Source organism: Nocardia suismassiliense (genome assembly GCF_900269665.1).
Lineage (GTDB): Bacteria > Actinomycetota > Actinomycetes > Mycobacteriales > Mycobacteriaceae > Nocardia > Nocardia suismassiliense.
Genome location: NZ_LT985361.1, coordinates 3,468,406 through 3,480,552, shown reverse-complemented (window position 1 = coordinate 3,480,552; position 12,147 = coordinate 3,468,406). Strand labels below are relative to the sequence as shown.

The following is a 12,147-nucleotide window of genomic DNA, read 5'->3' as shown; positions in this document are numbered from 1 at the left end:
CTAGCGGAGCTCCGCGATCCGACTGAGCGGTGCGCACCCGTCTTTGATCAGGTAAGGCCGAGATGACAGAGCAACCGTCCACTCATTCCGCGTCCGACGTCCAGCCGAAGCAACACAACGCCGTCCGATCCCTACGGCCGCGGGCGGTCGCCGGGCTCGTGGTGACGGCGCTGGCCGCGGCAGCGGTGGTCGGAGCCGTCGCGACCTTGCCGTCACTGCCCGGCGTCGCGACCGCGGAGGCGCCCGGAACCACGTCCGACCGGTTCTACCTACTACCGGATCTGGCCAAAGACAGTTTCACCGCCGGGGACATCGAGGCGGCCCGCGAGTACGCGCAGGAGCTGCTGGCGATGGCGCCCGGGTTCCGCGACAGCTGGAATTACGGCAACGCCATCCATGACGCCAACATGGTGCTCGGCCGAATCGCCTTGCGCGAGGGGCGCGTCGACGACGCCAAGGGTCACCTGCTCGCTGCAGGTAACAGTCCCGGTTCGCCACAGATGGACACCTTCGGTCCGAACATGAGCTTGGCCAAAGACCTGCTGGAGCGCGGTGAGCGCCTGGTTGTCCTGGAGTATTTCGCGTTGTGCCGCAGGTTCTGGGAGCTGCACAACGGCCGTTTGGACCGGTGGAGTCAGCTGGTCGTGATCGGGCTTGTCCCTGATTTCGGCGCGAATTTGGTCTATTGAAAACACCACTGCGTAGGGTCGTGTGGTGGTCGGTTCGGTGCGCGAGCGGTGGTCGGCTCGTCCGATAGTCGGTCCGTCGGCGCCGAAGGTCGCCATCAATTCGGCTGATACCGAACGCGGTTGGTGGGTCACCGCGGTGCTGACGCTGCTCGCAGCGGTGACACGTTTCGCCGGGCTCGGCTCGACGACCGACGCCGGGGTGCCGGTCTTCGACGAGAAGTACTCCGCGTTGCGGGCCGGGGAGATGCTGCACAGCGGGATGGGCGTCGAAGATAACCCCGGGTATGTGGTCGTTGTCCCCCCGCCGGTAGGGAAACTGCTGATCGCCGGCGGCGAGGCGCTGTTCGGTTACACACCGCTGGGGTGGCGGTTCTCGGCGGCGGTGGCCGGAACTCTGCTGGTGCTGTTGGTGATTCGGATCGTCCGGCGGCTGACGCGCTCGACCCTGATCGGCGCCATCGCCGGAATCCTGATGATCGCCGACGGCGTCACGTTCGTCTCGTCGCGGATCGGCATGCTCGATATCTTCCTGGCGGTGCTGGTCACCGGGGCGTTCGGCTGTTTGATCGTCGATCGCGACGAGGTCCGAGCGCGGCTGGCGCATGCCGAGGGCCGGATTGCGTTGTCCGCGTTCGGGCCTCGCCTCGGCGTGCGCTGGTGGCGGTTCGGCGCGGGCGTGCTGCTCGGGTTGGCCTGTGGCACAAAGTGGTCCGGCGCGTATTTCCTGGTCTTCTTCGTAATCCTGTGTCTGGGTTTCGATGCCGCCGCGCGACGGCACTACGGGGTGCGGCGCCCGTTTCTCGGCACGGTGGTGCGAGACGCGGCACCCGCGGCGTTCGCGCTGGTCATAGTCGCGCTGGGGGTGTATCTCGCGTCCTACGCGGGATGGTTCGCCGGCGAGACCGGGGTGAACCGACATGCCGTCGCGGACGGCGGGTTCTTCGCCTTCGTCCCAGAGGCGTTGCGCTCCTTGTGGTTCCACCATGCCGCAGTGCTCGACGTGCACACCCACCTCACCAACTCCGCCGGGTACCACCATCCGTGGGAGTCGAAGCCGTGGACGTGGCCGATGGGCTTGCGGCCGATGCTCTACCACTTCCCCGAGCCCGAACTGACCACCGGATGCGGGCAATCGCAGTGCGTGCGAGCAATCATGCTGATCGGCACGCCCGCGATCTGGTGGCTGGCGGTGCCCGCACTGGGGTGGGCACTATGGCAGTCCGTTACCCGCCGCGACTGGCGCTACCTCTCGGTCCTCACCGGTTACGCGGCGGCTTGGCTGCCCTGGTTCGCCGTGCTCGACCGGCAGATGTACTACTTCTACGCCGCCGCCATGGCCCCCTTCCTGATCATGCTGGTGGCTCTGGCGCTCGGGCAGATCCTCGGCCGCGTGACCGATGACCACGAACGCCGCGACACCGGCCTGCTGCTGGTCTGCCTGTATCTGGGGTTGGTGGTCGCGAACTTCGCCTGGAACTACCCGATCCTCACCGGCCTGCCGATCACCTTGTCGAGTTGGCAGCAGCACCTGTGGCTGCCGAGCTGGCGCTGAGGTCTGCACCACAGCTGTGCCGTCCACCAGGCCCGGATGACGTGCCCCGGTCGTCTTACGCGGCAACAGCATTGGCCGGACATCGGCACATCCCAGCACTCCGCCCGTGATCAAACCCATTCAGGTAAGGCTTGCCTAATCAACGATGGGTCGTTCTAATGGCCGCCATGGACACAATCCATATCTCCCGCCGCCGCCTGCTCACGACCGCCTGCGCAGTCGGGCTCGGCGCCGCGGTCACCGCGTGCACCGGCCGGTCCGCCGACGAGCAGTACACCGGACCGGGCGGCTGGTCGTTCACCGACGATCGCAACAACACCATCCACACCAAGGAGGTCCCGTCCCGCATCGTCGCGTTCGCCGGCTCCGCCGCGCTACTGGCGGACTATGGCCTACAGGACCGCATCGTCGGGGTCTTCGGTGAAACACGCACGACAGCAGGGGAACCGGCGCCCTTGGCGGGCGATCTCGATCTCGGCAAGCTGACCGTGCTCGGCAACAACTGGGGCGAGTTCAACGTCGAGAAGTACGCGGCGCTCGAACCGGACCTGCTCGTCACCGATATGTATGTGCCCGACCGGCTCTGGTACATCCCGGACGAGAGCAAGGAAAAGATCCTGGCGATCAATGCGAATGTCGCGACGGTACGCATCGCACACCGGACACTGCCGGAGATCATCGCGCGCTACGCCGAGCTCGCGCGCACCCTCGGCGCGGACCTGAACGCGCCCAAGGCAACCCAGGCCAGATCCCGATTCGACGCCGCTTCCCAGGCGATTCGCGAGGCCGTCGCGCAGCGACCCGGCCTGCGCGTGATGGCGGCCTCCGCCGCGCAGGGGATCTTTTACGTCTCCGACCCGCGAATGTCCACCGACCTGCGCTATTTCGCGGAGCTGGGCGTCGACATGGTCACCCCGGACAACGTCACCCCGGACGGCTTCTTCGAGGAGCTCAGCTGGGAGCACACCGACAAGTACCGGGCCGACCTGATCCTGCTCGACCGCCGTTCCGGCACGTTGTCCCCGGAAGCTCTTGCCGCCAACCCGGTCTGGCGCGGTCTGCCCGCAGTGCGCGCCGATCAGGTCGTCGGCTGGCAACCGATCTTCCGGTTCTCTCACGCCGGTATCGCACCGTTGCTCGAGGATCTGGCCGCCGCCGTTCGTCGCTCCGGCAAAGTTACCTGACAGGGATCCCCATGCGCGCCCAGCCTTTTCGCTTCTTCGAGAACGTGCCGGTCCTGCGGACCGAACTGCTCAGCCCGTCCCAGCTGCGCATCGTATTCGGCGGTGCGCCGCTTGCCGGGTTCGCCAGCGGCGGCCGGGATCAGAGCCTGTCACTGTTCCTGCCCCACCCCGGCCAGCACAAGCCCTGGGTGCCGGTCGACGCCGGGGACAACTGGTTCGCCGAATGGCGGGCCGCCGACCCGGCCGTTCGCGCGGTGATGCGCGCCTACACCGCGCGGGAACATCGGCCGGAGACTGCTGAATTGGACATCGACTTCGTCCCGCACGCCGACGGTGGACCGGCCGCACGCTGGGCGGCGCGGGCCCAGCCGGGCGATCGGGTCACCATCCTCGGACCATGCGACAGTGACAACCGCAGCGTCGCCTTCCGCCCGCCCGGCGAGGCCGGCTGGGTCCTGCTCGCCGCGGACGAGACGGCATTGCCCGCGACGGCGAGCATCCTGGAATCGCTGCCCGCCGGCACCGTCGCCAAGGTCTGGATCGAGGTACCGCACCAGGCCGATCGCCGCGAACTGACCACCGAGGCGGACGCCGAGATCACCTGGCTGGTGCACGAGGACCGCGACCGTGGCCGCATCGTGCACGCGGTCCGCGCCGCCGCGCTTCCGGACCGGCGGCCCTACGCGTGGATCGCCGGCGAATCCGGCGTCGTCCGCGCCCTGCGCCGCCACCTGGTCACCGAACGACGGATCCCCAAGGCGGATGTGACCTTTCGCGGCTACTGGCGCCTAGGCGCCACGGAGGACGACCTGCGCAACGAATGACGCCGCCGGAGACGACTGGTCCCGGCTGGGCGCTCCCAGATCCGGTGAAAAAGCTTTATGCCTAAAGCTTTAGTTGTAAAGTACTGGCTACCGCGACTTCTGAGGAGAGCGCATGAAGGTCGTGTGCATCGGCGGCGGACCCGCCGGCCTGTACTTCGGGTTGCTGATGAAGCAGCTCAACGCCGATCACGAGGTCACCGTGGTCGAACGCAACCGTCCCTACGACACTTTCGGCTGGGGTGTGGTCTTCTCCGACGCCACGATGGAGAACATGCGGGTGTGGGATCGGGCCACCGCGGACCGGATCCAATCGGCGTTCAACCACTGGGACGACATCGAATTACGGTTCAAGGGCCGCGTGCTGCGCTCGGGCGGGCACGGCTTCGTCGGCATCGGCCGCAAGAAGCTGCTGAACATCCTGCAGGCACGGTGCGAGGAGGTCGGGGTAAAACTCGAATTCGACCGAGAGGTCAACTCCGCCAGTGAATTCCCCGACGCCGACCTGATCGTCGCCGCCGACGGCATCTCCTCGAAGATCCGCGGCGAGCACCGGGACATCTTCGTACCCGACCTCGTGACGCGTCCGAACCGCTACATCTGGCTGGGCACCGAGAAGCTGTACGACGCTTTCACTTTCGACTTCGTCCAGACCGAACACGGCTGGATCCAGGCGCACATCTACAAGTTCGACGAGAACACCAGCACCTTCATCGTCGAGGCACCGGAGCGCGTGTGGCGAGCGCACGGCCTGGACCGGGCCCGCCCGGACGAGTCGGTGGCGTTCTGCGAGCGGCTGTTCGCCGACAACCTGCAGGGCGAGAAGCTGATGACGAACTCGCGCCACCTGCCGGGCTCGGGGTGGCAGAACTTCCAGCGGGTCAAATGCGAGAAGTGGTGGCTGCGAACCGGCAACAGCCATGTGGTGCTGATGGGCGACGCCGTACACACCGCCCACTTCGCCATCGGCTCCGGCACCAAACTGGCACTCGAGGATGCCATCGAACTGGTCCGCCAGCTCGGCGAGCACGGCGACACCCCGGCGGACCTGCCCGCAGTCCTCGAGCACTACCAGCAGATCCGCTCGATCGACGCGTTACGGCTACAGAACGCGGCCTGGAACGCCATGGAGTGGTTCGAGGTGTGCGGCGAACGCTACTGCGACCAACTCGAACCCGAGCAGTTCATGTACTCGATGCTCACCCGCAGCCAGCGCATCAGTCACGAGAATCTGCGGCTGCGTGACAAGGGCTGGCTGGAGAATTACGAACGCTGGTTCGACGCACGGGCCGGGATCTCGCGCACCGCCGAAGAGCCTTCCGTCCCACCGATGTTCACGCCGTACACGGCGCGGTCGGTGACGCTGAAGAATCGGGTGATCGTCTCGCCGATGGCCCAGTACTCCGCCGTCGACGGCGTCCCCAGCGACTTCCACCTGGTGCACCTCGGCGCCCGCGCGCAAGGCGGTGCCGGCCTGGTCTTCGTCGAGATGACCTGCGTGAGCCCGACCGGCCGGATCACGCCCGGCTGCCCAGGCCTGTACACCGACGAGCAGCAGCGGGCCTGGCAGCGCATCGTCGACTGGGTACACGACAACTCCGACGCGAAAATCGGCCTGCAGATCGGTCATTCGGGCGCCAAGGGTTCCACCCGCCGCATGTGGGACGGCATCGACCAACCGCTCACCCCCGATGACGACGAGCCGAACTGGCCGTTGATCTCGGCCTCGCCGCAGCAATACCTGCCCGGCATCAGCCAGTGGTCACGGGCGATGACCCGAGCCGACATGGACGAGGTGACAGCACAATTCGTCGACGCCACCCGCCGCGGCGCCGCGGCGGGCTTCGACTGGCTCGAATTGCATTGCGCGCACGGCTATCTGCTGTCGAGCTTCATCTCCCCGCTGACCAACCAGCGCACCGATGCCTACGGCGGGTCGCTGGCGAACCGGCTGCGTTATCCGCTGGAAGTATTCGAGGCCGTGCGCGACGCCTGGCCGGCGGAACTGCCGATGTCGGTGCGTATTTCGGCGCACGACTGGGCCGAGGGCGGCATCACTCCGGCCGACGCCGTCGAGATCGCGCGGTGCTTCAAACAGGCGGGTGCCGACCTGATCGACTGTTCCTCCGGCCAGGTGACCAAGCAAGAGCAACCGACCTTCGGGCGGATGTGGCAGACACCGTTCGCCGACCGGGTGCGCCAGGAGGCGGGCATCCCCACCATCGCCGTCGGCGCGATCTCCGAGGCCGACCACGTGAACAGCATCGTGGCCGCCGGCCGCGCCGACCTGTGCGCCATCGCCCGGCCGCACCTGGCCAACCCGGCCTGGACGCTCACCGAGGCGGCCAGGATCGGCTACACCGAGCTCGCCTGGCCCAAGCAGTACGGCGCCGCCAAACGGCAATTCGAGGCGAACATCCAGCGCCAGCAGGCCGCCGCGGCGGCCGGGAAAGGATGACCGGCATGCTCGAGCCCGGTCTCGCCGATCGGCACGCGTTCGTCACCGGCGGCTCCCGCGGCATCGGCGCCGCCATCGCGCGCAGGCTCGCGCACGACGGCGCCCGCCTCACCCTGGTGGCGCGTGATCTGGCGCGCGCCACCGAAACCGTTGCCGGGCTGCCGAAGTCGGCGCAAGCGCTCGCCGTCGCGTGCGACGTCACCGACGCGGCCGCCGTCACCGCCGCGTTCGACCAAGCCCGCGAACTGCACGGCGCGGTCGACATCCTGATCAACAATGCCGGTCAGGCGGCCAGCGCACCGTTGGCGCGCACCAGCGACGAACTGTGGCAGCGCATGCTCGCCGTCAACCTCACCGGCACCTTCCTCTGCACCAGGAACGCGGTGGCCGACATGCGCGCGACCGGGCGGGGCCGGGTGGTCAACATCGCCAGCACCGCGGGCCTGCGCGGCTACCCGTACGTCACCGCGTACGCGGCGGCCAAGCACGGCGTGATCGGGCTGACCCGCGCACTGGCACTGGAACTCGCGGGCACGTCGATCACGGTGAACGCGGTCTGCCCCGGCTTCACCGACACCGACCTGTTGCAGGAGAGCGTGACCCACGTGATCGAAACCACCGGCCGCAGTGCCGAAGCGGCGCGCGCCGCCTTCACCCGGCACAACCCGCAGGGCAGGCTGGTCGAGCCGGCCGAGGTCGCCGACACCGTCGCGTGGCTGTGCTCGGATGGCGCGGCTTCGCTGACCGGACAGTCGATTTCGGTCAGCGGCGGGGAGGTGATGTGAGGTGACCACCCACCCGGAGCTCGGCGACGAACGCATCGGTATGGAGGCCCGCACCATATCCGGCGACCACCTCGATGTGCGGCTATGGCTGCGACTGCTGGCCACCACCAACGAGATCGAGCAGGAGATCCGTACCCGGCTGCGGACGCGGTTCGCCACCACCCTCCCCCGTTTCGACTACCTGGCCCAGCTCGACCGGCACCACGACGGCCTGCGGATGAGCGCGCTGTCCCGCTATCTGATGGTGACCGGCGGCAATGTCACCGGCCTGACCGATCAGCTGGTCGCCGAGGGCTGGGTCGACCGGATTCCGGACCCGATCGACAAGCGCGCGACGCTGGTGCGGCTCACCGACCTCGGCCGCGCCCGCTTCGACGAGATGGCCGCCGAACACGAACGCTGGCTCACCGAGATGTTCGCCGGGTTCGGCCGCGGCGACGAGCAGGCACTGTTCGACCTGCTCGGCAGGCTGCGCGTGCACCTCGCCGCGACGGCCGACCACGCCGACAACCACGCCCCACTATCGAACCACCGGGACCGCTGATGACCCAGAATCTCGACCCCGCCCTGCGCGCGGCCAACCGCACGACACTCGCCGACTACGCGAGCACCCACTTCCGCTGGCAGGTGCACGAGGGTGTCGGCACGATCGTGCTGGATCGCCCGGAGCGCAAGAACCCGCTGACCTTCGACTCCTACGCCGAACTGCGAGATCTGTTCCGCCGCTTGGCCTATGCCGACGATGTCACGGTGATCGTGCTGCACGGCGCCGGGGCGAACTTCTGCTCCGGTGGCGATGTGCACGACATCATCGGCCCGCTGATCGCGCTGCCCGCACCGGAGCTGCTGAGGTTCACCAGGATGACCGGCGACCTGGTCAAAGCGATGCGGGCCTGCCCGCAACCGATCGTGGCCGCCGTCGACGGTGTCTGCGCGGGTGCGGGCGCGATCCTGGCGATGGCGTCCGATCTGCGCGTCGGCACCGCCCGCAGCACCACGGCGTTCCTGTTCACCCGGGTCGGGCTCGCCGGGTGCGATATGGGGGCGTGCGCGATGCTGCCGCGGATCATCGGGCAGGGCCGCGCCTCCGAGCTGCTCTACACCGGCCGCGCGATGACCGGCGACGAGGCGTACGCGTGGGGGTTCTTCAACCAGCTCGCGGAACCGGACGAGGTGCTCGACGCCGCCGGGCAGCTCGCGCGCCGCCTGGCCGAGGGACCGACCTTCGCCCAGGGCATCACCAAAACCATGCTGCACCAGGAGTGGTCGATGACGGTGGATCAGGCCATCGAAGCCGAGGCGCAGGCGCAGGCCCTGTGCATGCTCACCGAGGATTTCGCGCGCGCCTACCACGCGTTCCGGGCCAAGCAACGCCCGAAGTTCGAAGGGAACTAGCGATGCCCGAAGAACACTGGGACTGGCCCTTTTTCGAGGACGAGCACCGGAAACTCGCCGCCACACTGCGTGCTTGGGCCGCCGATCAGCTGGCCGAGGACGGTGGCGCCGATCTCGACGACCGCTGCCGTCAGCTGGTTCGCGCTCTCGGCGATGCAGGCTGGCTGCGACACACCGTCGCCGGTACCGCGTTCGGCGGAAGTCACGACCGGATCGACACGCGCGCAGTATGTCTGGCTCGCGAGATCCTGGCCGAGCACGACGCACTCGCCGACTTCGCGTTCGCCATGCAGGGACTCGGCTCCGGCGCGATCAGCCTCGCCGGCACCGAGGAGCAGAAGCGCCACTACCTGCCCCGGGTGGCCGCCGGTACGGCGATCGCGGCGTTCGCGCTCTCGGAGACCGACGCGGGCTCCGACGCCGCCGCGCTGTCGTGCGCCGCACGCGCCGACGGCGACGAGTTCGTCATCGACGGGGAGAAGACGTGGATCTCCAACGGCGGTATCGCGGACTTCTACGTGGTCTTCGCCCGGACGGGGGAAGACGAAGGCGCACGGGGCATCTCGGCGTTCCTCGTCGACGCGGACAACCCGGGCCTGCACATCGCCGAACGGATCGACGTGATCGCCCCGCATCCACTCGCGCGGCTCCGCTTCGACGGCTGCCGAATACCCGCGACGAGACTGTTGGGCGAACCGGGCGCGGGATTCGGCCTCGCGATGCGCACTCTCGACATCTTCCGGACCTCCGTGGCAGCCGCCGCCGTCGGCTTCGCCAGGCACGCCATGGCCGAGGCACTCGCCCGCGTGACCTCCCGGCAGATGTTCGGCGGCGTACTGGCCGACTTCCAGCTGACCCGGGCCGAACTCGCCCAGATGGCCACCACGATCGACGCGACCGCCCTGCTCACCTACCGCGCGGCCTGGCAGCGCGATCAAGGACGGCCCGTAACCCGCGAGGCCGCCATGGCGAAGATGGCCGCGACCGAAGGCGCCCAACGGGTTATCGACGCCGCCGTCCAGATGTGGGGCGCCCTCGGGGTGGTCCGCGACCGGCCGGTCGAGCGGCTTTACCGCGACATCCGGGCGCTGCGCATCTACGAGGGCGCCACCGAGGTGCAGCAGCTGATCATCGCCCGTGAACTCCTGCGGGACACCGCGAACACCTGACCCACGATTTTCCTTCTCTCCCACAAGGTTCGACCATGACAAGCGCGCACCTCGATACCTTCGCCCGTGACAACCTGCCCCCGCTCGACCAGTGGCCGGACCTCCGGTTCGACCTGCCCGAACTCCAGTTCCCGGCCCAACTCAATTGCGCGAGTGAACTACTCGAACGCCACCTGACCGACGGCAACGGCGACCGCCTGTGCGTGCAGGCGCCGGGTGGACCGCGGTGGACCTACGCCGATCTGAACGACCGAGCCAACCGCATCGCGGCGGTGCTGGTGCACGATATGGGCCTGGTGCCGGGCAACCGCGTGCTACTGAATGCCCCGAACACGCCCATGCTCGCGGCCTGCTGGTTCGCCGTCATGAAGGCGGGTGGCATCGCCGTGACGGCTATGCCGCTGCTACGGGTCAAGGAGCTCACCCAGATCGTCGAGAAGGCGCGAATCACGCACGCGCTCTGCGATGTCGCGCTGTCCGCCCGGGTCGAGGCGGTCGCGGCAACGTGCCCGGCGCTCGACCGGATCCGCTACTTCCACAGCACCTCCGACGAGGGGCTCGAGGCGCTGATGACGCGCCACGACGGCCGGTTCGACACGGTGGCCACCGCCGCCGACGACGTCTGCCTCATCGCCTTCACCTCCGGCACCACCGGAATTCCCAAGGCCACCATGCACTTCCACCGCGACGTCATGGCGATCTGCCACTGCTTCCCGCAGCACATCCTGCGCCCGGCGCCCGACGACGTGTTCATCGGCAGCCCGCCACTGGCCTTCACCTTCGGCCTGGGCGGGCTGCTGCTGTTTCCGATGTCGGTGGGCGCCTCGGCGGTGCTGCTGCCACAGGCGACTCCCCCACTGCTGCTCGACGCGATCACCGAGTTCGGCGCGACCGTGCTGTTCACCGCGCCGACCTCCTATCGCATCCTCGCCCGCTACGACCTGCGCGGCACTTCGCTGCGCAAATGTGTCTCGGCGGGCGAACCGCTGCCGCCGAGCACCCGGGCCCGCTGGCGCGCCGCCACCGGCCTCGAGCTGATCGACGGCATCGGCGCCACCGAGATGTTGCACATCTTCATCGCCGCCGACGAGGCGCATGCCCGGCCCGGCGCGACCGGTCTGCCGGTGCCCGGCTATCAGGCGCGCGTCGTGGACGAAGCGGGAAACCCGTTGGGCCCCGGCGAGATCGGTCTGCTCGCGGTGCGCGGTCCGACTGGCTGTCGTTACCTCGCCGACGACCGGCAGACCGTGTACGTGCGCGACGGCTGGAACTACACCGGTGACGCCTACTCGGTCGACGTCGACGGCTACTTCCACTATCAGGCACGCTCCGACGACATGATCGTGTCGTCCGGCTACAACATCGCCGCACCGGAGGTGGAGGACGCGCTGGCGGGGCATGCCGCGGTGGTCGATTGTGCGGTGGTCGGCGTGCCCGACGAAGATCGCGGTCAGATCGTCAAGGCGTATGTGGTGTTGCGCGCGGAGGTCGAGGCAAACGACGGGATGGTGGCGGAGTTGCAGGATTTCGTGAAACAGGCGGTGGCGCCGTACAAGTATCCGAGGGCCATCGCGTTCGTCGATGCCCTGCCGCGCACACCGACCGGCAAGCTACAGCGCTTTCGGCTGCGGGAACCTGCTGCGGTGCAGAGTGATTCGGGAGCCGACGAATGAGGGTATTGCAGCCGCCGGGGTGGCCGCGTCCGCGCGGGTACGCCAACGGCGTTGCCGCACGCGGGGAACTGGTGTTCGTGGCCGGCATGATCGGCTGGGACGCCGACGGCGTGATCCAGTCTCCCGATATCGCCGACCAGGCGCGCCAAGCGCTGCGCAATGTCGTGGCGGTGCTCGCCGAGGCGGGCGCGCAGCCCGCGCACATCGTGCGAATGACCTGGTACGTCACCGATGTCGACGCGTACGTGCAAGCGTATCGCGAGATCGGGGTGGCCTTCCGGGAGATCATCGGCAGCTTCCAGGCGGCGATGACCGCGGTGGAAGTGAGTCGCCTGGTCGAAAAGGACGCCAAGGTCGAGATCGAGGTCACCGCCGTGATTCCGGACCCCGATGACGTTCCGGCAGAGCAGGAGTGAGTTCC

At 68.2% G+C, this 12,147-nt stretch carries 11 protein-coding genes; all 11 read left to right on the top strand.

All coding sequences use genetic code 11. The features are described from left to right. Positions 1 to 62: 62 nt before the first annotated feature. The 11 genes from DBO33_RS15705 (at position 63) to DBO33_RS15655 (ending at position 12,142) form a co-directional block, all read left to right on the top strand. A complete protein-coding gene (locus DBO33_RS15705; protein ID WP_107655698.1) occupies positions 63 to 689 on the top strand; it encodes a tetratricopeptide repeat protein in 627 nt (208 codons plus the stop codon). Positions 690 to 711: 22 nt separating this feature from the next. Beyond that, entirely contained in the window at positions 712 to 2,241 is a 1,530-nt protein-coding gene (locus tag DBO33_RS15700; protein WP_407670513.1) for a dolichyl-phosphate-mannose--protein mannosyltransferase, read from the top strand. Between the two features lie 167 nt (positions 2,242 to 2,408). After that, entirely contained in the window at positions 2,409 to 3,425 is a 1,017-nt protein-coding gene (locus tag DBO33_RS15695; protein ID WP_234390857.1) for an ABC transporter substrate-binding protein, read from the top strand. An 11-nt stretch (positions 3,426 to 3,436) separates the two neighbouring features. Then, positions 3,437 to 4,249, top strand: a complete 813-nt coding sequence (locus DBO33_RS15690; protein WP_107655696.1) for a siderophore-interacting protein — start codon at positions 3,437 to 3,439, stop codon at positions 4,247 to 4,249. A 112-nt stretch (positions 4,250 to 4,361) separates the two neighbouring features. Further along, a complete protein-coding gene (locus tag DBO33_RS15685; RefSeq protein WP_107655695.1) occupies positions 4,362 to 6,704 on the top strand; it encodes a bifunctional salicylyl-CoA 5-hydroxylase/oxidoreductase in 2,343 nt (780 codons plus the stop codon). Between the two features lie 5 nt (positions 6,705 to 6,709). Beyond that, positions 6,710 to 7,489 (top strand): SDR family NAD(P)-dependent oxidoreductase, encoded by a 780-nt coding sequence (locus tag DBO33_RS15680; protein WP_107660306.1) that lies wholly within the window; start codon positions 6,710 to 6,712, stop codon positions 7,487 to 7,489. A gap of 1 nt (position 7,490) precedes the next feature. Further along, positions 7,491 to 8,033, top strand: a complete 543-nt coding sequence (locus DBO33_RS15675; protein ID WP_234390856.1) for a MarR family winged helix-turn-helix transcriptional regulator — start codon at positions 7,491 to 7,493, stop codon at positions 8,031 to 8,033. Then, on the top strand, positions 8,033 to 8,884 hold the full coding sequence (locus tag DBO33_RS15670) for an enoyl-CoA hydratase family protein (RefSeq protein ID WP_107655694.1): 852 nt from the start codon (positions 8,033 to 8,035) through the stop codon (positions 8,882 to 8,884). The genes DBO33_RS15675 and DBO33_RS15670 overlap by 1 nt, the downstream gene beginning before the upstream one ends. A gap of 2 nt (positions 8,885 to 8,886) precedes the next feature. After that, complete coding sequence (locus DBO33_RS15665; RefSeq protein WP_107655693.1) at positions 8,887 to 10,053, top strand: acyl-CoA dehydrogenase family protein; 1,167 nt, start codon at positions 8,887 to 8,889, stop codon at positions 10,051 to 10,053. Positions 10,054 to 10,088: 35 nt separating this feature from the next. Continuing rightward, positions 10,089 to 11,726, top strand: coding sequence for an AMP-binding protein (locus tag DBO33_RS15660; protein ID WP_107655692.1), 1,638 nt, complete (start codon positions 10,089 to 10,091; stop codon positions 11,724 to 11,726). Beyond that, the gene (locus DBO33_RS15655) at positions 11,723 to 12,142 is read left to right on the top strand and encodes a RidA family protein (RefSeq protein WP_107655691.1); all 420 of its coding nucleotides are present in this window, start codon (positions 11,723 to 11,725) and stop codon (positions 12,140 to 12,142) included. The genes DBO33_RS15660 and DBO33_RS15655 overlap by 4 nt, the downstream gene beginning before the upstream one ends. The last annotated feature ends 5 nt before the right edge of the window (positions 12,143 to 12,147 follow it).